The organism is Actinomadura pelletieri DSM 43383 (assembly GCF_003634705.1).
GTDB classification, from domain to species: Bacteria; Actinomycetota; Actinomycetes; order Streptosporangiales; family Streptosporangiaceae; genus Spirillospora; species Spirillospora pelletieri.
Genome location: NZ_RBWU01000004.1, coordinates 227,154 through 245,686, shown reverse-complemented (window position 1 = coordinate 245,686; position 18,533 = coordinate 227,154). Strand labels below are relative to the sequence as shown.

Sequence of the window (18,533 nt, the reverse complement as noted above, 5' to 3'; positions counted from 1 at the left end):
GAGTCACTCTTGCCAAGCCGCATCTAGCCGGAACCGGCCCGCGTGCGGATGAAACACAAAGACGATCTTCGTAGGGTACAAAGAAGGACATGATCGACACCCGGTCGGACGAGCGCTCTCCAAGCCGTCCGCTACGAACCCTCGTGGGCGTGCTGGTGGCCGGAGCGGGTTTCGGCGCGCTGACCGCCCTGGCCAACGCCCTCGCCCTGCGCACCGTGGACCTCGAGAGCCGGACCGCCACGACCGAGGGCTGGTCGGTCGCCGAGATCGTCAGCCTGCTGCTGGACGTCGGATGGGCGTGGGCCGGGTTGGCGGTCCTGGTCGGATGGCTGGTCGTCCGCGCCGGACATGCCACACCCGGTACACAGGCCCTGACCAGGGGCGCCGCCGCCGGTGCGCTGGCCCTGCTGTTGGCGACGGCGGCCTACGGCATCGTGGAAGCCGTCGAGGACGGTGGAGGCGTGTTCTCCTTGAACACGGTCGACATCGTGTGGCTGCCTGCCAGCATCGTCTTCGGACTCCCCCTGGGCGTCGTGGGCGCCTGCATCCCCCGGCCCGGTCCGGTCGGTCTGCTCGCGAGGGTGACCGTCCCGGTCGGCGCCGCCCTGCAGATGGCCGTGCTGCCTCCCGGAAGGAACGAGGTCCTCACGACCGTCGGGCAGGTCATCGTATGGACGTCGGCCGCCGCGACGATCGCCTTCATCGTGTACCACTTCGTCCGCACGCGGCGACGCGGCCGAACCGCCGTCCCCGAGGCCCCGCCCTGCCTGGAAGGGCGCGGCGCTCCTGTGCCATGATCATGCCGTCCCGGACGAGGGAGTGTGCAGATGGGTGTCCGGTTCACCCCCGGCGGAGTGCTGAAGGTCGTCACCGAATCGGGCGACGTCGCCTACGCGGTGTTCATGCGTAAGAGCAGCACGGCCTTCTACGCCGAGGCCGCCCTCACCGAGGTCCGCCGGGAGGGACGCCGCCGGCGCTACGTCTTCACCGGACCGCCGCTGTTCATCACCTGGGTCGCGAACGCCGCCTACGCCAAGGGCCGCTGGGGGCGGGTCCTCGGAAAGGTCCACCCGGACGACCTGCCCGACGACCCGGTGTACTTCCGGCAGGACTCGGTCACCCTGGAACACTGCTGGCTCGTCGACCACCGGACCGGCCTCGACATCCGCCCCGCGGACCCGCACGAGTGCGTCGGCCTCGAACCGGCCGCGGCCTGGGACGACATTCACGTCGAGTCCCGGATCACCGACCACTACGCCGGTCGTCCCAACGACTTCTTCGAGATCACGAAGGTGGAGCTGCCCGGCGAGCGGATCCCGGAGGACCGGTAGCGCGTCTCCGCCTCACGCCGCGCTCCAGAGCGTGGGGGTGTCCTGGGGCTGCCAGTCGTTCTGCGACGTGTGCGCCTGCCTGCAGACGTAGTTCGACCCGTTGTGCGTCACCGCGTCGCCGGGACGGTAGCTGACACCGGCCGTCCACGGCGGGACGCCGGGCCGCCGCGGCGGATTCGTCGGCGTCTCCTCGGGCCGTGGCGGCGCCGTCGTGCGCGGCGGGCTGGGCTTGGTGGTGGACGACGGCGTCGGCGTGGCCGTACTCGTCGTGCTCGTCGTCGGGGAGGACGGCGTCGGGGAGCTGTTCCGTCCCACACCGACCGCGTCGGACGGCTGCGCCGCCGGTGCCCCCGACTTGACCGCGGGGCCCGCGCCGGTCATCGCCGGTGCGGGAGACGGACCCGGACCATCGGGAGATCCGACCGCGTCACCCAGGGCCGCGTACACCACCACGACCACGAGCACGACCGCGACGACGGCGCCGAGCACCGCGTGCCGACGACGGTTGGGCGTTCTGGAAGGAGGACGCGCGTGGGCCATCAGCCGGCCCTTCCAGGACCGTTCACGTCCACGACGGGACTTCGGCGCACACGACCTCCCGTTTCGGCCGCCCGGGGTCTCGCGGCGGCACCGGTGACTGAGCGCCGACAATGGTCGCACACTCCAACGAAACGTGTCACCCGGACTCTTTCCCCTCTACGAACAATGGCGCCGCCCCTCGTCCGGCCACCGATTCCGGCGTCGATTTCAGGCGGGACTCCACAGGTTGGGAGTGTCCTGGGGCTGCCAGTCGGACTGCGCGATATGCCCCTGCCTGCAGACGTACGACACGCCGCGATGGCTCACCCTGTCGCCGGGACGGTAGCCGACACCGGCCGTCCACGCGGCGACCGTGGGCCGGGTCTGTGACGGGGTCGGGCGCGGTGTGGCGGACCGGGACGTGGCGGGCGGCGACGTGACACCGGACGTCGTGGGAGCGGGCGTCCTCGGCGTGACGGCCGCCGCGGGAGACGGCGTGACGGTCCCGCTCCGCCTCGGCCCGACCGGAACCGGCGGCGCCGTCATCTCCCCGGAAGCCCGGACGCCGGGAGCCGCCCCGGTCACGACCGGCCCCGGAGACCTGCCCGGGTCCTCGGACAGCCGGGCCGCGTACCCCACAGCCGCGCCGAGAACGATGACCTGGACGACACCGAGCAGGACGTACCACCGGAGCCCGGTGGGCTGACGCAGGCGGATCATCGTCCCGTCCGTCCTCGCACTGAACCACCCACGACGGCTGTCTGGCGCACACGACCTCCCACGTCCCACGGCCCCCAACCAGGCTGCTGAGCGCCGACAATAGCGACAAACCCGACCGAAACTCAGACAAACTCAGCAGCGAGCAGCATTTCAGTTCGGAGCGACCTCCCCCCTTCGGAAGAGGGCATCGGACGCCGTCTGGCCGGTGTCGGCCGTGGCGGGAAGACGGGTGCCCGCCCGTGGCGGATCAGCAGACCGAACCACGTTCTGCGACCTCCACGGCCCCGCCCGGGCCCACTCGGGCCGCACACTCCGCGGCCGAACGTCATCGGCGCAGGTCGGAGCGGGGATTTCCAGGGACAGAGCGCACTGCCGACCATTAAGCTCCCGGCGTGAGTTCCACGAATCGCCAGCATTTGTTCGTCGGCACGCTGGTCCTGGTTCTGCTTTTGTTGGCGAGTTGCCTGGTGAGTCGCGCTGCCAGTTCGTCCGGTGTGGGCGCGGGCGCGGCGACCATGCCGACCGAGTCCTTCAGCCCTCTCCCTCCCCCGGCGGCCGTCGTCTACAACGTCACCGCCGTGAAGGCGAAGCGGATCGCTGGAGACAACTGCGTGGTCGCGCGGATGATCGTGACCAACAACGGGCTCACTCCCCTGGAACAGGGGACGCTCACCGGTGTGCCCTCTCCGTTCAAGTTGGTGAACGCCAAGGGCGTCACGGTCCGTTCGGTGGCCAAGTCCCTATACCTGGACGGGAACGTCCTCCCCGGTCACCAGGGCACCGGCGTCATCAGCCTCTGCGCACCGAGCATGACGAGCGGCAGCAGGGTGACCCTGCACCACGGCAAGCGAAAGTGGAAGGTCGGTTTCACCAAGCCCAAGCCGAAACCCAAGCCGAAGCTCGAACGCAAGCCGAAGCAGAAACGCCCGGCGCAGGCACCGCGCCCCACGTCGAACGCCAACAACGGCGGCGGCTACCCGGGCTACACGGGCCCGCGTTGCTACGCGCCCGGCGGGAAGACCTGGAAGCCGTGCTGAGTGATCTCCGACGGCCCGGCGTGGTGGCGCCGGTCACTCCGTCCCCTCAGGGGAGGGCCTTGGACGTCTCCTGAGGGAGGTCGGTCGCACCGACCGCCTCCTCCTGGACGGGCGCCTGTTCGTGGCGGGTCAGCAGACCGATCACGACGGCTCCCACGGCGACGATGGCGGCGCTGACGAGGGTCGTCACCTGCAGACCGGTGGTGAAGGCGTCCCGTGCGGCGTCCAGCATCGCGGGACCGACCGGCCCGGGAAGCCCTTCGGCGGTCTCCACGGCCCCGGCGAGGCTCTCCCGGGCCGCGCTCTCGGCGGCCGGCGTGACCCCGTCCGGAAGGGAGTCGTCCAGCCCACCCCGGTAGATCGCCGTGCCGAGGCTGCCGAGCAGCGCCAGCCCGGCGGCGAGCCCGAACTCCTGCCCGGTCTCCGAGATCGCCGAGGCCGCACCGGCCCGCTCGGGCGGTGCCGTGGTGATGATCCGGTCGAGCGCCAGAAGGATCCACGGGCCGAAGCCCAGGCCCATCACGACCATTCCGATGACGACCCACGCCAACGTGCCGATGCTGATCAGAAGCACGCCCACGGCCACGACGCCCATGGAACCCGCCAGCACCACCGCCGGACGGAACCTGCCGGTGACCCTCGGCGCGAACTGTGTGCTCACGAGCACCGAACCGGCCTGCGGAAGCATCCACAGCCCCGCCTCCAGAGGCGACAGCCCCCGGACCAGCTGCAGGTACTGGTTGACGAAGAGCAGCACACCGCCCATCGCGACGAGTCCCACCATCAACGAGGCGAGCGAGATGCTGAAGTTGCGGTAACGGAACAGCCGTAGGTCGATCATCGGGTCGTCCAGGCGCCGCTGCCGCCGCACGAACACGAATCCGAGCGCCAGGCCGAGCACGATGGCCACCGCGACCGTCCCGTCCACGCCATGGGTGGCGACGCGCTTGACGCCGTAGATGAGCGACAGCACCGTGCCCAGCGACAGGACGGCGCTGAACAGGTCGAGCCGCCCGGCCTTCGGGTCGCGGTACTCGGGCAGCAGGAACGGCCCGGCGAGCAGCAGGATCACCATCACCGGAACGCCCAGCAGGAAGACCGACCCCCACCAGAAGAACTCCAGCAGCAGCCCGCCGACCAACGGCCCGATCGCGGACCCCACCATGAAGCCGCCCATCCAGACGGCCAGGGCCTTGGTACGTTCCGCGTCGTCGGGGAACATGTTGCGGATCAGCGACATGGTCGACGGCATCAACGTCGCCCCCGCCACGCCGAGCAGGGCACGGGACACGATCAGCATCTCGGCACTGGTCGAGTACGCGGCCAGCAGGGACGCGACACCGAAGGCACCCGCCCCGACCAACAGCACCTTCCGCCGCCCGATCCGGTCCCCCAGCACCCCCATGCTGACCAGGAATCCCGCGATCATGAAGCCGTAGATGTCGAGGATCCAGAGCAACTGGTTCGCGGTCGGTTCCAGATCGGCGCCCAGCTGCGGAATCGCCAGATGCAGCACGGTCATGTCGATCGAGATGAGCAACGTGGGCAGCGTGAGCACCGCCAACCCGATCCACCGCCTGCGCGCAGACGCCATGTCCGATTCCCTTCCTCGCCCGAATACCCGGCGCCCGCCCGTCCGACCGCGAGTCGCCTACAGGTAAGGCAAGTCATCAACAAGGCAATCGATTCCGCCTTAAGGCCCGCTAGGCCAAAGGTCCCATACCGTCCAGTCCGCACGACCTAGGTAGGCAGCCGTCCCCGCTCGTCTGCTTCGCGGTCGGCCACCACTCCGCAGGTTCCGCCGGCTCCCACGCGGCCTCAGGCCTCCCCTGGTTCACCGGTCCGCGAACGGTTGCGCCATCAGGGTCCATCCGCTGAGGGCGATGGCGGCCAGTGAAGCGGAAACGCCTCGCGGAGACGGTCTTTGACCTGCTCACGGATCTCCGCCGACCCGTGCTCGGCGATCGGCTTGACGCAGTGCTCAAGGACGGCCTGGTGACGGCGCGGTTCCCGGCACATCAGCACGGCCAAGACGCAGATCGGCCAGCGCAGGGAAAACACGTCCTTGAGGACGAGACCGCCGGTCGCGAGGCGCGGCAGGTTCTCGAAGACCAGTTCTACCGCCCGCCTCATCACATCCGCATGCTGGAAAAGGGCGGTCCAGCCGTCCGGACGCTCCTCACCTGCGCTCATAAGCGCGCTGACCACCGCCTGCTGTGCTCGGTCGTACTGCTCTTCGTACTTCTTGAGGGCATTGGCTGTCTGTGCCAAGAGTTCGCACCAGAAATGCGCCGCACGAGCCTTCGCTTGAAAGGCGTCGATGCCCGGTTTGTCGAAGTCACTGCGCAGCCGCCAGATCACGTGGCTCTCGACGAACCGCTGGTGCTCGTCTTGGGTCGGCTTTCGCCGCGAGCCGTCCGGGGTCTTACGGGAGATGCAGAACGGTTCACCGAGCTCGTCTGTGGCTCGGTACAACGTGCGATCACGCCGCAGCCACCGGACGACATCCGCGACGAAAGATCCGATCGCTGCCAGCTGACCGTCCTTGGTCTGCGGCCACGGCTTGCGCGCGCGGGTGCCGGCGTTCTCGGCCTTGCCCTTGCCCGCGTACCAGGAGTCCTCGGCATTCCTCGTGAGCTCGCGCAGGTCCTCGTCGGACGGGTCGGCGGCGATGGCGAGGGCGCCCTGCCAGCCGTGCTCGGCGCCCCCGCAAGAGCAGGCGCATGGTGGCGTTCGGGCTTTCGCGCAATTCGTGCTGTGGCCGGTGCGTGCCGGTATCGACGCCATGCGTCCCCCGAGATGTACAAGCCGTAGAGGACACATCGTCCGCCAGCAGCAACAAACGGTAAAGGCACCCATCAGCCATCTTCTGCTGACCTCTCAGCTGGCGAACATCCATATTGGTCGCCTTGACAGCCCCGTACCGGACGGGACGTCCGACCTCGCCCCAGAACCAGCACCTTGCGCCAGAACTGCCCGAAGTACCGGTACACCGTTGGCGGAGAAGACCGTCTCGGCCATCAGCAGCTCACCGAAGGCTCTTCTCGATGTGACCGGGTGGCCGGATTGCGCAATCGCTGAAATATGGGCCGCGGTCGTCGTATCCTTTCCCCCTCCGCTGGCGGCGAGCGAAATGAGGCGTCCTCCATGCCCGTTGAGGAGACCAAACGCGACATCGGCACTCTGATCGGCCAGGTGACCTCCGGCGAGATCCGGCTTCCGGAGATACAACGCGGCTACGTCTGGAAGCCGACACAGGTCGCCAAGATGGTCGACTCGCTGTATCGAGGCTACCCATTCGGGTCCCTGCTGCTGTGGCGGACGACGGAAGCGCCGCAGACCCGAGAGTTGGCGGTCGGCTCCACCCCCGACGGCTCGCCGGTGCCACCTCTCTTCCTCCTCGACGGCCAGCAGCGCCTCACCTCACTGCACCGAGTGTTCACCGACCACCCGGATGCCCAGATCGTCTTCAATGTCGACACCGAGCACTTCCAGAACCAGAGTGCGGCGACCGCGAAGGACGCCCGCTGGATCAAGGTGCACGAGGTGCTCCGCGAGGACGCCGACCTGTTCGAGATCCAGAGGAAACTGCTGGAGGCCGGAATCCAGACCGGGTCGTGGGATCTCGGCAGGCGACTCAACAAGTTGGGCGCCATCCCCAAGCGAACTTTCCACATGGAGATCCTGGCCGGCTTCGGCTACGAGGAGGTCGCCCAGATCTTCGTCCGGGTGAACAGTGGCCGGGCGTTGAAGACCAGCGACCTGGCGCTCGCCACCCTCTCGGCGCGGTGGCCGGGTGTGCTCACCAAACTGGAAGACGAGGCCGAGCACTGGGCGACCCGTCACTACGGTGATCTCGATGTGACGTTCCTGACCCGGGCGTTGACCGGTGCCGTCCTCGGACGCGGCCTGTCCACCTGGTCGCACGGCCGTCTCGCGGCCGCGTCCGACGATGAGCTCGAGCAGGGGTGGGAGACCGTTCAGCGGGGACTTCGCCACCTGGTCCCGCTACTCCAGCAGAACCTCAGGATCACCAGCAGTGCCCTCATCACCTCCCACATCTCGCTTCTGCCGCTGATAGTGCTGCTGGGAGAACGTCCGGACGCGCCGCTCGAGGCCGAAACCAGAGACGGAATCCTCTATTGGTTCCTCCTCGCCGGTCTCCGCAACCGCTACAGCAGTTCCACCGACACCCGTCTTGGCCAGGACATCCCCGCCGCGCGCGAACCCGAACCGGTCAGGCGTCTCCTCACCAATCTCGGTGTTGTCGGAAGCCACGTCGAGGTGACACCACAGGACCTCGTCGGTAAGACCCGGGAGAGCGCGTACTTCACTCTCAGCTATCTGGTGGCCAAGGACGCCGGCGCGAAGGACTGGTGGTTCGGCACGGAGATCTCGGCGACCGCGGAGGGCGCGCAGAGGCTGGAGTACCACCACATTCATCCGCAGGCCACGCTGAAGGACCACCCGAAGAAGTACAGCAAGGCCGAGATCAACGACCTGGCGAATCTGGCCTTCATCTCGGGACGCGCGAACCGCACGATCAGCGATCGGTCGCCCAGTGTCTATTTCGTCGACACTCGCCTCCCGCCCCTGACCAGGGAAGAACTGCGAGCACACTTCGTCCCGTTCGACGTTCCGCTGCGCGACGCGGCAGCGTACCGCGAGTTCCTCACGGCCCGCCGCAAGCTGCTGGCAACGGCGATGACAGAGTTGCTGGATCGTTTCCGTCCAAGCTGGCTCGACCAATCCGCCGACCGGGTGGAGCAGCAGCCCGGCTGCTCCCTGCGGTTCGAGCTGTACCGCAGCAGTTGGGACATCGGTCGTATGGTGGCGACAGCGAAAGGCGACGATCCGGAGTTGACTTTCGAATGGACGGGCTCGTTCGTCTTCGACGACCTTGTCACCGCTATCGACCAGGCCGACAACGGCACCGACGGCGATATCGAGATCGCCGGAGAGCCGGCACCCGTCCGGGTGGAGAACGACACGGTGGAGATCGCGGTCGGCCCGTATCTCGTCACCGGAACCATCACCGCCTGGCGGGAGATGATGGAGCGGGAGGAGCAGGACGCCCGCCCGCTTTCAGAGCTCCCCGAGTTCGAAGAGATCCCCTGGACGGAGGACCGGCTGCCCTTCCCGGTGACCAGCGTCGAATAGACCGCTACCAGACACGTTTGCGCAGTTCATACCCCTACCAGCGGCTGAAGTCGCGGAGTACGTTGCTACCGAGGGATTTCGGCATACGGGTGGCATATGGCAAGAAACGCCAGGCGGCGGTCGAAGAAACAGCAGGGGACGGCATCCTCCGCGACAGTCAGCGGGCAAGCCCACGACCTCCGCTCCAGGGTGGCGCGCGGAGTGAACCCGGGCGTGCTCATCCGAGAGCTCCGGATGGGGAGGGGCAGGACAGCGGCGCTGCGCATGGCGCTGTGGCAGGTGCGCGGGGAGATCGCGGCGAGCGAGCTGGGCGATCCGTCCACAGCGGAGTTGGGCATCCTCAAGAGACAACAGCATCTGCTCCTCGACATCCACGCCCGCGTAGACCCGGCCACTCACAGGCGGGTAAAGGCCGCACTCGAGAAGGCGACCGAGCATCCGGCAGTGAAGGCGGTCGCCCGACGCATGGCGGAAAAGCCTCCTCAGCACAGAACGCCCACCGACTTCAGCGCGCTGACCAACGCCTTCATGAAGGCCGGTGGGTTCGTTGAACCTCAGCAGCACAACCGGAAACCTCTCGGCCGACCAGCCGAACAAACTCCTCCTGGTACCGGGCCTGAGGCGAAGCCCGGCCACATGGAGAACGGAGTCTCGGCGTTCCGCACGTCCGCGAGGATGCCCACCTGGCGTCAGACGCTTCACCGCGAACATCTGCGCCGGGGCGTTCTCCCGATCCCCGCCGGAGTGAAGATCACTGCTAGGCGCGCAGGCCTTGGCATATCTCTGGGGATCGATCATCGGTCGTGGGCTGAGGCGGGCAGGGTCCGCGTGGTGAGGACGAAACTGAGCGATGACGGCTCGCACCTGGTCCTTGAGCCGCCGGGCTGGCCCAGTGATTTCTTCCCCGGAATCGTTCTCGACATGTCCTGGATACCAGAACGTAGAACGTTCTTCGGGCGAACGCACGAGCTTGAGGGTCCTCTCGTGATCCGGGGAACGGCGGCCACAATCGACGGTCGTATCATCGCGCACCGTTACGATCCGCAGGTCATCATCAGGGAAACCGCACCTGGCGGCTCCAGGAGCGCGGTCCCGACCGGCCTGAGCGATACCGACTGGGTGCTGAGGACACTCCAGATCCTCGGATATCTCGATGCCGAAGGACGCGCGGTCCTGGCGGAAGACGCACTGGAACGTAGCATGGTCGGCGAGCTCGGATTTCCGCGCGGGCAGACCCAGCGGATCACCCAGGCTGTGGCGCGGCTCATCGGGTCCGGTCTGGTCAGCCGCGTCAAGGCTCCCTCGACTCACGCGGGCGTCCCACCTATCCACCGGTGCCGGGAAGAACTCCGATAACACTGCTCAGTTACTCCCCGTTGGTTGTGCCGAGCCGACCGAAGCGGCGTCCCAAGCAACGGACGCGCCCCCTGGCCGTCCAGGAGGTACAGGCACACACCGTTTCCGGGTTCGTCCGGCGGCTTCCTGCCGGACACAGTCCGAGCGACGAGGCCATCGACGCGCACAGGGCGGCGCATATGCGGCGGAAGTCGCCAACCGGGGACCGTTGAAGCCCGGCTACACCTTCGTTCGCCGCCACCGCCGGAATGGCGAACGGTACTGAGCAGAAGCGGGCCTGCGTATCCATGTCCCGAAGACCTCCCGCGATGACGCGGCATCTCGGCGGATTTCCGGGGAGGCGACGGGTCACGCCCGGACGGGAAAGGTGGCGCGGATCGTGCGTCCGCAGGTGTCACCCATCCATGACCAAGTGGCCGCCAGTGCCTCGACGGTGAGCAGGCCCCGGCCGCTCTCAGCCAGTTCCTCGCCTACGGGGACGCACGGCTCCCCCGGGCCTCCCGCGTCCGACACCATGACGATCACCCCGGCCGCGTCCTTCTGAATGTCGACGGTGAAGTTGCCGGCTTCCAGGCCGGATCGCGTGTGCCTGATCGCGTTCACGGACAGTTCGTCCAGGACGAGAAGCACGTCGTCCAGGCCCGGAAATCCGGCCAGCAGGTGCGCGGCGAACGACCGGACGACACGCGCCTGATCGGTCGTGCCGGGGAAGTCGCGGCGCCAGAACATCATCGAACCGGAGTCTGCCGGGACGGAAACGGCGAGCAGCATAGGTCACCTCGTGGGTTGTTGGAACGGTGCGGCACTGAGCCGTCCCATCCTCACCGTGAGTGTTCACTCGAGTACGCCCCAGTGGCCGCTCGGCCTGCCCACCCGTAGACATGCACGGTCCGCCCACGAACGTTTATCCGCGTCACGTAAACGAACGGAACTGTTCGGGCGCGGAACGTTCACCGCCGGAACGTCACCGAACGGATCGGCATTCACCGGAATGCCGTGTTCGAACACGCGGCAATCGATGCCACGCTCGGACATCACGTGATAACACAGAGTTGGGACATGCCGACCCCCGAGCGGCGCCCCTCCCCGCTCACCGGCACGATCTTTGGAGGTCACCGGTGTCCAGCCCGTTCGTCCGGCGGCGACGTCTCGCCACCGACCTCCGCACCCTGCGCGAGCAGCGCGGCCTGACCGCCGACGATGTGGCAGGGCGGATCTACCGGTCCCGCATGATGATCTCCAAGCTGGAGAACGCCCGCTGCCGGCCCGACATCGGCGTCGTCATGAAGTTTCTGGACGTCCTGGAGCCCCCAGCCGACCAGTACCAGAACATCGTCACCATCGCCCGCGACGCTGCCGAACGCGGCTGGTGGGACGCCTACGGCGACACCATGGGCGCCCGCCAGCGCATGTACGCCGACATCGAATCCGGCGCCGCCACCATCCGCGGCTACAACCAGTTCGGCCTACCCGGGATCCTTCAGACGCCCAGATTCGCATTGGCGCTGGTCGAACTGGACAAGGCCGATGGTCCACTGGCCTATCACCCAGACCGGATGCTTGAAGCTCGTCTACGGCGGCAAGAGGCTGGGTTCGGACCAAGTGGCCCGAACTATGAGCTAGTCCTCGATGAGTTCGTCATCCGCCGTTTGGCCGTCCCCACCGACGTCATGGGAGCGCAGTTAATGCATCTGGTGGAGACCGCAACGGCAGAGCCACGCCTCACCATCCATGTCTTGCCGATCAACGCAAGGATCGAAGGTGGCTTCCTCGCGAGATCGACGTTTGCGATCTACACCTTCCCCGATCCGCAAGACCACCCAATCGCGATCGCCGACACCGTGAACGCCGACCTCGTGCATACTGAGACCTCGGAGGTAACTCGGTACGTTGAGCTGTACAAGCGCTTGCGAACAGCTTCCCTGTCGCCCGTCAGAAGCCTTACGTTTCTGGAGGATGTCGCCAACGAGTTGAGGGACCTGGCAGGATCGTAAGTATGAACTCCCCCTACGAACACTGGCGCAAGTCCAGTCACAGTGCACCGAACGGCGACTGCGTCGAAGTCAGCTACTCCCGTAACAACGTAATCCGTGTACGCGACAGCAAATCAGGCAAGAACAGTCCGATCCTTGAGTTTACGCCTCACGAGTGGAGGACTCTCCTGAAGTCCATCCATGCGGAAGACAGGACCATCTAAACCGTGGCCGAGTGCGAAAAATGCGGACTCACCATCGGCCTGGGCTGCGCCTGCAACCTTCCGACGGCCGCGCCGAGGCGACCATACGAGAATTACTACCAGTGGACACGGTTCGGACCGGACGCATTGTTGATCTCCAGCCGCAACATGGCACACGTCCCGGGAGCGTGCAGCCACATCGCTGAAGATGACGTCTTGAACCCGGAAAGCGGTTGGGGCTGGATACCCGACCCTGATCCCGCGCTCTGGGATCGCATCAGCGCTGACCACCCGGTACCGGCAACGGAGGGCAACACCTCAAGAGCCGCCGTCGTCCGCTGCGCGGACTGTCTCAACAACCTCTAGCCAGACAGCCATCAGCCGCACTCACCAGCCGGGCCGGGAGGATCGCTCCCGGCCCTTCGCCTCTTACTGGTCCTCGAAGCCGAACGGGTCGAACTTCAGGACCTTGGCGTTCTCGGAGACGATGCGGATCTTGTCTTTCGGAAATCCTTCAGCGTTCTTCGCGCTGATCTCCAGCGTGATCTCCAGCTCGGTCCCGTCCACGGCGCTCAAGTGCTGGATAAGCTCCGTGTAGATCTTGGTGAAGCTCTTCTGCGGCAACTCGGGGTTGAGCTTGGCCACCCCGAAGAACCGGACGTTCGTCGGCCCTGGCGGCGGCGGTGGCGTCGAGTCCGTACCAGTCCCTGGAACCCGTGCGACCGTCGAGGTACCCTCTCCGCCTCCGGGAGTCGTGCCCTTCTGCTTCTCCCGCTCGGCCACGCGAGCCTCTGCCTTGTCCGCCTCGTACTGCGCGAGTGCCAAGTCCGCCCGGACGAGCAACGTCCCATCGGTGACCTGCCACCTGGAGCCGTGCAGGTGAGGGACATGCAGGTCGCTGAACCGGTCGGTCTTCTCGTCGTAGCCCGCTGCCAGCGCGAAGCCGGTGTTCTCCCAGTCCAGCTCACCAAGCCCCGCGAGGACACCGCCATCCAACACATCACGGTCACGCAGTCGTGGAGGTTATGGGTACCGGCAGTAGTAGTCCCACAATTCACCGACCGAGATGTAGCCCTTCTCCCATACACTCGCGAGTTCCCGGTCTAGGTTGCTCCTGATCACGGACGCAGCCTGCACCACCCGCAGGCCGTCAACCTGCTTCAGCTTGGCGCTGACCCGCTCGGCCAGCCAGTCTTGCCGACCTTCGGCCTTCTCGACCTGCCATGTGATGTGCCCGCCGGACTGCTGGACGGGAAGAAGCGTCCAGTAGAGAGTCTCCCCGGATGCGTAGCCCTACGGCCTGGTTTGCATTCGCCCGCCGCGTCTCAACCTGCTTGATCTGCTGGGCCGTGAGGTCCAACTCGTATGTCCGGCCGAAGATGTGATCCCAGGCGAGGAACTCACGTACCGAATCGTTCAGTTCCTCCATGCGCTTGGCGTCACCCGCCAGGAAGACCACCATGTTGCGGTTGATGTAATAACACACGAATGCCGAAGGATACTGCCATATCGACACACGATTGCCGTCTATGCCGGCCCTAAGGGACGCAATACCACATTCTGTAAGTATGCAAAGTGCGCAAGGCCGCTTCACTCAGGCGTAGAACTGAGTGCCTTCCTGCCAATCGCCGATAGACGAATTTACGTGGTCGGCAAGGCCCAACGACAGCTTGCAGAATCACGCTGGCTCCGCCTTGAAGACGAGGTGACACTAGACTACCAAGCGAACTCACCGCGCATTTTGGCGAAGCACCCTTATCGGATGCCGGTTAGCAGACGTTGAGAACGGCATAGAGCCAGTGGCCGCCGCCAACACCGGAATCACTGATGTTCGATTATCAGTAAGTGTCGCAAAGGACAGCGTCACGCCTACTTTTTAAAAACCTCGTCCGCGTGCCATTCGAGAAACTCTTTGTTCGGCCGGTCTATTTTGCGCTGCGGTAGCCTGATCTGCTCACCAGCTCGACGGTAGTACTGCTCGCCATTGCCGAACTCGTCTCGCAGTCGAGAGCTGACAAGGAGGCGGTAGTTCGGGTCCACACCGAGGTATCCTCGGTCGAACAAGGTATGTACATCGGAACGTAGCAGGACGCCATTGTCAAGCCTATGCTCTCCACCTTTGGGAAGGGGCTTGACATGGGCCGCCTGAAGAATCGGGCGAATCTTGGTCGCGGTAATAGCGCATCGACCGTCATAAGCATTTAGCACTACCGCCTTAAATGCGGTCTGGCCAAGCCGGCGTGGCGCTAGCCTTGGGTCGCCATAAACAGGGCCAGGACGGTGCCAAGTCTCGGCCAAGTCCACATCGACGCCGTGTCCGAGGAGGCGGGTGATCAGTTCACGAAAATAATATGCCTCGCCATGAGTTGCCAGATCATATCCTTTGCCCTGGACGATGTTACGCGCAAAGTCTTGCGGCGGATCCGGTTGCTCTTGGGATGGAAAGAAGCGTACATCGCGCAGCAGCACGCAGCCGATCACCGGATCCTCACCAGGTTTGATCACTTCCTTCCGGTAGGAGCCAATGAGATCACGCATGGCCAGGAGGTCTGACGCGCCGTTTCCTTCCTCGTAGAACTCCCATGCTTCCGATGCACGCAAGCGCGCAAACCCGCTATAGAAACCTCCACCCACTATTCTATTACTCGGGTGGTGTGATTTGAAAAAAAATGGTTCTCCCGGAGTTAGTACGCGAAACTCATTGCCACTTGAAGGACGCCAGAAGTTGACCTCACTGAGCATAGGCCGCGCTGCGAGGAAGCTCGCCCACTTCCCATCGGTGACACCCACATAAGCTTTCACAAAGTTATCATTGCGTGCGAAGCTCAGATTTTCAAGAGCCTATGCGCTTGTCCGTTGCACCCACGATGCGATCACGGCATCGCCACACCATCAAGCGCGGTTTTTCAACCCGGCATCCGCGGTCAGGAGGATCGCGACAGACGCGAACCGCGACGTGCCGTCACGAGTGTCCCCAGATGAGGCGGATATGGGGCGTGTTACGGTACGGTCCCAGTTCCAGGTGATGACGGTGGTTTCGGTACCCTCGTCCAGTTCAGGCCTCGGATAGAAGGTAACCTTTGCGCCATTCCGCCTCGTCACGCATACGTTTACCCGTCGCGGCGGACCTCCTACGCCAGACCGGCGACGCCGGGCCAGTCGCCGAGACGCTCTCGGCGGCCCCGGGAAGACGGAGGCTTACCAGCCCACTTCGGCGGGACCTCGGTGAGGGCCATTGTTGATACGAACGTGCAGGGGCTCAGGTCAGAGGCGTGGCCCTCGAAGCCAAGGCGCTGCGCTTCCAGCGGGATCAAGCCGCCGTCGGCAAAGTAGGCCAGGAAGGGCTTGGGGTGGCCGTCGCAAGTCCTCCAGATCACTTTGCGGGCCTTTTCGTTCAGGGCCTTGTCGTTGCAGTTATCCCAATTGACGAGGCGATCGATCATGTTAAGCAGGCGCTTGCGTTCGGTCGCCCGGTCGGACTCGTCCAGGCGGAAAGACGGGCCACCCACGAGCTGGACGAACAGAACGGCGTGGCAGGCGGCGAGCGGACGGCGTGCCCATCACAGATCCAGGGCAGGCGGGTGGCGTGATGGATCGACCTCCTGCAGGCCCGAATGGCCGCTACTGTCGAGTGGGAGCGCGACTTCTTACGAACTTCTTCTTGGGACCGACCGGCAGGCTCCCTGCGCGTACCGATGCCCCTCCTCGATTCGCATCCTCTTGCCGGTCGCCGACCAGTTCCGTGGCTACGACTTCACAGAAGTCCACGTGCCTAAACTAGTGCAGACGTCGTGTTTCAGGGCGGCCGGATGGGCGCTGACGAGCGCGAGCCGGTAGTTCGGGCCGGAGTTCTTACCGGTGAGGATTTCCGTGCGTGTGACGTAGAAGTCCTTGGCCCCGTGGATCCGTCCCTTGACCTCGATGAACACCCAGTGGTCGTCGATGTTCCGGGATCGGATGTCGAAGCCGGGGTTGTTGTGCGGCATTCTCCTCGGGGATGCGGCCGAGCTTGCGCTCCTCTTCGAGGACACGTGCGACGGCGCGGCGTTCGACTTCGGCCGTGTCGCGGGCGTAGGCGTCGGGCGGACCGCCGCGGAGGCCGGACAGGCGGTCGAGGAAGCCCCCTGCGAGACGACGAGCGCCGCATCGGCCGCGACCGGGTACGAACCTGGAGGAGTTCGGCACGGTCTAGATCGGCCATGCGGCGCTCGAGGCGTCCTTCGAGTTCGCGGGCGCGCCGGTAGGCCGTCTCCGGGCTGATCTTCAGTTTGCGGCCGGTCTGCTCGGCGTCCAGGAGTTCGGCGTGCCGGGCGTCCCAGTAGTTGATGCCTTGGAGGAGGCGGCGGCGCACCATGGTCCGGGTGCTGTCGTTCTGGCGTGCGAGGCGGGGCGCGGATTTCTGCGACGTGGGCGGCGAGACCGTTCTCGATGCTCCAGCTGACGGAGAAATCCTGGGCGCCGGAGGCCAGCCGGTCCTCGTCGAGCAGCGGGCGGTCCGTAGGTCTCGGTGAGGTCTGCCGGGAGAACGGTTCCGCCATCGGTGTCGCCGGCGCCCAGTTCAAGAAGTCCGATCTGGCGCCGGAGCTCGAACACGGACGGCTCGTTAGGGCCGTAGATCTCTTCCTCGTCCGCGAGCAGCCTCCGCAGAAGCATGATGGCCTGCCCGGTTTCGCCGAGAAGCGCGAGTGACATCGCCTCCTGGCGACGGCAGAGCAACACGCGGTCATCACGCGGCCCATACCGCCCGGCGACATCCCGGACGAGATCTCCGAAGGCCGGTGCCGCACGGCGGTAGTCACCGCCTTCGAACAGCACCTCCGCCAAACAGATCCGGAGTTGTAGGACGTCCGCGTCCCGGGAACCGAGCACCCGGCCGGCCAGGGCCAGCACGGTTTCCAGCACCTCCACCGCCTGCCCGTACCGGGACGCACTGGCGAGACTCTCGGCCTGGGCGCGAACGCGCTGTAGGTCACCACGGCTGAAGTCCGTCGACACCGAGTCCGGCTGTGGGCTCAGTGCGGGGAACCTGGCCGGCTGATGTTCCCGGGAGATCTGGACGAGCACGTCAGCGTACATGCGTATCGAGCTGGGTTCCGCGTTTATCACGCCGACGAGAAGGGGCAAATCGGTTGCGTGCCGCTTCAGCTCCGCGTGGAGGCCGACCGCGTCGGAGGGACGATCCTCGGCCCGTTTGGACAGCATCCGAAGAATCAGCGCATCCAGCTCGGCAGGTACGTCCTCGCGGTGAGCGCGGACGGGGCTCGGCGGTTCGTTGACCTGCTGTTCGAGAACCGCATACTCGGTCGAGCCGTCAAACAGCCGGCTGCCGGTCAGCATTTCGTGTAAGACCAGACCGAGGGAGTAGAAGTCCGACTGCGGCCCGACCGCCGCTCCACGTACCTGTTCCGGGGACATGTAGGACGGGGTGCCCAACAGAACGCCGGTGCGTGTCAGCCGCGTCAGTTCCGGGTCGTGGAACATGGCCAGCCCGAAGTCGAGCACCTTCACTGTGCCGTCCGGGCACAGCATCAGGTTGGACGGCTTGAGATCACGGTGGAAGATCCCGCGCCCGTGTGCCGCATGTAGAACAGCGACGACCTGCGCGGCTATCGCGGCCGCCCAGCCCACCGGGAGCGGACCGTGCTCCGCCTGTAGATCGTCGACAGTGATCCCGTCGATGTACTGCATGACCAGGTACGGCTGGGGGCCGCGCTGCGGGTCGTCATGCACGTCGGCCTCATAGACCGACGGCGCTCCGGGATGCTCCAGTTTCGCCATGATGCGAGCCTCATGACGGAAGCGCTTCACCAGCTCCTCGTCGTACTCGCCATAGGGGAACCGGATGAGCTTGACCGCGACCTTGCGGTCCAGACGCTGGTCGTAGCCGACATAGACCTGACCCATGCCGCCCTGGCCGATCGGAAGCGCTTCGAGTTCGTAACGACCCCCGATGATCGTCTGCTCCGACGGCAACAGCCCTCCCAAGAACCCCGTTATGGGGCAAAGTTACACCGCACGTGGTCACGGTTGTAGAGATCCGTCAGCAATCCCGCCAAACGCCGGAGGGGGTCCAAGGATGAGGCGTTAACAGTAACGGCGTTCTGAACGGAGCCAACGTGTGGAGAACTCCGACAACGTCCCCAGCCTCAATCAGCAGAACCGTACCCGTCGGTGCGCCACTCAGCCTCGTTGTCCCCGCCGGTCGCCTCGACACCGTCGCCGGATCCGGCTGGC

General features: G+C 65.7%; 18 protein-coding genes. 7 read left to right on the top strand and 11 right to left on the bottom strand.

Translation table 11 applies throughout. The features are described 5' to 3' along the window. The first annotated feature begins 89 nt into the window (after positions 1-89). Both BZB76_RS19055 and BZB76_RS19050 read left to right on the top strand, forming a co-directional pair. Complete coding sequence (locus tag BZB76_RS19055; RefSeq protein ID WP_121435754.1) at positions 90-797, top strand: hypothetical protein; 708 nt, start codon at positions 90-92, stop codon at positions 795-797. Between the two features lie 30 nt (positions 798-827). After that, positions 828-1,331, top strand: coding sequence for a hypothetical protein (locus BZB76_RS19050; protein WP_121435753.1), 504 nt, complete (start codon positions 828-830; stop codon positions 1,329-1,331). 12 nt (positions 1,332-1,343) lie between these two features. Here the strand turns inward: BZB76_RS19050 and BZB76_RS19045 are convergent, their stop codons facing one another. Then, a complete protein-coding gene (locus BZB76_RS19045) occupies positions 1,344-1,871 on the bottom strand; it encodes a carbohydrate-binding protein (RefSeq protein ID WP_147449471.1) in 528 nt (175 codons plus the stop codon). Positions 1,872-2,078: 207 nt separating this feature from the next. Then, on the bottom strand, positions 2,079-2,570 hold the full coding sequence (locus BZB76_RS19040; protein ID WP_121435751.1) for a carbohydrate-binding protein: 492 nt from the start codon (positions 2,568-2,570) through the stop codon (positions 2,079-2,081). Between the two features lie 392 nt (positions 2,571-2,962). Here BZB76_RS19040 and BZB76_RS19035 point away from each other — a divergent pair, with 392 nt between their 5' ends. Continuing rightward, positions 2,963-3,607, top strand: coding sequence for a hypothetical protein (locus BZB76_RS19035; protein ID WP_147449470.1), 645 nt, complete (start codon positions 2,963-2,965; stop codon positions 3,605-3,607). Positions 3,608-3,653: 46 nt separating this feature from the next. Here BZB76_RS19035 and BZB76_RS19030 read toward each other — a convergent pair whose 3' ends face one another. Together BZB76_RS19030 and BZB76_RS19025 are read right to left on the bottom strand one after the other, a co-directional pair. Continuing rightward, positions 3,654-5,201: an MFS transporter gene (locus BZB76_RS19030; protein ID WP_121435749.1), complete on the bottom strand. Its 1,548-nt coding sequence runs from the start codon at positions 5,199-5,201 to the stop codon at positions 3,654-3,656. Between the two features lie 266 nt (positions 5,202-5,467). Next, the gene (locus BZB76_RS19025) at positions 5,468-6,394 is read right to left on the bottom strand and encodes a hypothetical protein (protein WP_121435748.1); all 927 of its coding nucleotides are present in this window, start codon (positions 6,392-6,394) and stop codon (positions 5,468-5,470) included. Between the two features lie 360 nt (positions 6,395-6,754). Here BZB76_RS19025 and BZB76_RS19020 point away from each other — a divergent pair, with 360 nt between their 5' ends. Continuing rightward, complete coding sequence (locus BZB76_RS19020) at positions 6,755-8,767, top strand: DUF262 domain-containing protein (RefSeq protein ID WP_170180678.1); 2,013 nt, start codon at positions 6,755-6,757, stop codon at positions 8,765-8,767. A gap of 96 nt (positions 8,768-8,863) precedes the next feature. Continuing rightward, the gene (locus BZB76_RS19015; RefSeq protein WP_147449469.1) at positions 8,864-10,123 is read left to right on the top strand and encodes a hypothetical protein; all 1,260 of its coding nucleotides are present in this window, start codon (positions 8,864-8,866) and stop codon (positions 10,121-10,123) included. 348 nt (positions 10,124-10,471) lie between these two features. On the opposite strand, the gene BZB76_RS19010 is transcribed toward BZB76_RS19015, so the two are convergent. Then, positions 10,472-10,894, bottom strand: a complete 423-nt coding sequence (locus BZB76_RS19010; RefSeq protein WP_121435745.1) for an ATP-binding protein — start codon at positions 10,892-10,894, stop codon at positions 10,472-10,474. A gap of 63 nt (positions 10,895-10,957) precedes the next feature. Continuing rightward, the gene (locus BZB76_RS34250; protein WP_147449468.1) at positions 10,958-11,158 is read right to left on the bottom strand and encodes a hypothetical protein; all 201 of its coding nucleotides are present in this window, start codon (positions 11,156-11,158) and stop codon (positions 10,958-10,960) included. Positions 11,159-11,241: 83 nt separating this feature from the next. On the opposite strand from BZB76_RS34250, the gene BZB76_RS19005 reads away from it, so the two are divergent. Together BZB76_RS19005 and BZB76_RS19000 are read left to right on the top strand one after the other, a co-directional pair. Next, positions 11,242-12,117: a helix-turn-helix domain-containing protein gene (locus BZB76_RS19005; RefSeq protein ID WP_121435744.1), complete on the top strand. Its 876-nt coding sequence runs from the start codon at positions 11,242-11,244 to the stop codon at positions 12,115-12,117. A 2-nt stretch (positions 12,118-12,119) separates the two neighbouring features. After that, positions 12,120-12,320, top strand: a complete 201-nt coding sequence (locus BZB76_RS19000; protein WP_121435743.1) for a DUF397 domain-containing protein — start codon at positions 12,120-12,122, stop codon at positions 12,318-12,320. Positions 12,321-12,728: 408 nt separating this feature from the next. Here BZB76_RS19000 and BZB76_RS18990 read toward each other — a convergent pair whose 3' ends face one another. From BZB76_RS18990 to BZB76_RS18970, 5 genes are all read right to left on the bottom strand, one after another. Continuing rightward, entirely contained in the window at positions 12,729-13,295 is a 567-nt protein-coding gene (locus tag BZB76_RS18990; protein ID WP_147449467.1) for a hypothetical protein, read from the bottom strand. An 873-nt stretch (positions 13,296-14,168) separates the two neighbouring features. Next, positions 14,169-15,101 (bottom strand): HNH endonuclease, encoded by a 933-nt coding sequence (locus BZB76_RS18985; protein ID WP_121435740.1) that lies wholly within the window; start codon positions 15,099-15,101, stop codon positions 14,169-14,171. Between the two features lie 329 nt (positions 15,102-15,430). After that, entirely contained in the window at positions 15,431-15,808 is a 378-nt protein-coding gene (locus BZB76_RS36695; RefSeq protein WP_420534794.1) for a hypothetical protein, read from the bottom strand. Between the two features lie 237 nt (positions 15,809-16,045). Next, positions 16,046-16,285 (bottom strand): protein NO VEIN domain-containing protein, encoded by a 240-nt coding sequence (locus BZB76_RS34840; protein WP_170180677.1) that lies wholly within the window; start codon positions 16,283-16,285, stop codon positions 16,046-16,048. A 277-nt stretch (positions 16,286-16,562) separates the two neighbouring features. Beyond that, the gene (locus BZB76_RS18970; RefSeq protein ID WP_246007045.1) at positions 16,563-18,272 is read right to left on the bottom strand and encodes a serine/threonine-protein kinase; all 1,710 of its coding nucleotides are present in this window, start codon (positions 18,270-18,272) and stop codon (positions 16,563-16,565) included. Between the last annotated feature and the right edge of the window lie 261 nt (positions 18,273-18,533).

Bases quoted from the DNA above. Each gene is read 5' to 3' on its own strand.
- BZB76_RS34250 (WP_147449468.1), bottom strand. From the start codon at position 11,158: ATGTCCGAGCGTGGCATCGATTGCCGCGTGTTCGAACACGGCATTCCG.
- BZB76_RS19020 (WP_170180678.1), top strand. From the start codon at position 6,755: ATGCCCGTTGAGGAGACCAAACGCGACATCGGCACTCTGATCGGCCAG.
- BZB76_RS19010 (WP_121435745.1), bottom strand. From the start codon at position 10,894: ATGCTGCTCGCCGTTTCCGTCCCGGCAGACTCCGGTTCGATGATGTTC.
- BZB76_RS19040 (WP_121435751.1), bottom strand. From the start codon at position 2,570: ATGATCCGCCTGCGTCAGCCCACCGGGCTCCGGTGGTACGTCCTGCTC.
- BZB76_RS34840 (WP_170180677.1), bottom strand. From the start codon at position 16,285: ATGCCGCACAACAACCCCGGCTTCGACATCCGATCCCGGAACATCGAC.
- BZB76_RS19030 (WP_121435749.1), bottom strand. From the start codon at position 5,201: ATGGCGTCTGCGCGCAGGCGGTGGATCGGGTTGGCGGTGCTCACGCTG.
- BZB76_RS19025 (WP_121435748.1), bottom strand. From the start codon at position 6,394: ATGGCGTCGATACCGGCACGCACCGGCCACAGCACGAATTGCGCGAAA.
- BZB76_RS19055 (WP_121435754.1), top strand. From the start codon at position 90: ATGATCGACACCCGGTCGGACGAGCGCTCTCCAAGCCGTCCGCTACGA.
- BZB76_RS19015 (WP_147449469.1), top strand. From the start codon at position 8,864: ATGGCAAGAAACGCCAGGCGGCGGTCGAAGAAACAGCAGGGGACGGCA.
- BZB76_RS19050 (WP_121435753.1), top strand. From the start codon at position 828: ATGGGTGTCCGGTTCACCCCCGGCGGAGTGCTGAAGGTCGTCACCGAA.
- BZB76_RS19000 (WP_121435743.1), top strand. From the start codon at position 12,120: ATGAACTCCCCCTACGAACACTGGCGCAAGTCCAGTCACAGTGCACCG.
- BZB76_RS19045 (WP_147449471.1), bottom strand. From the start codon at position 1,871: ATGGCCCACGCGCGTCCTCCTTCCAGAACGCCCAACCGTCGTCGGCAC.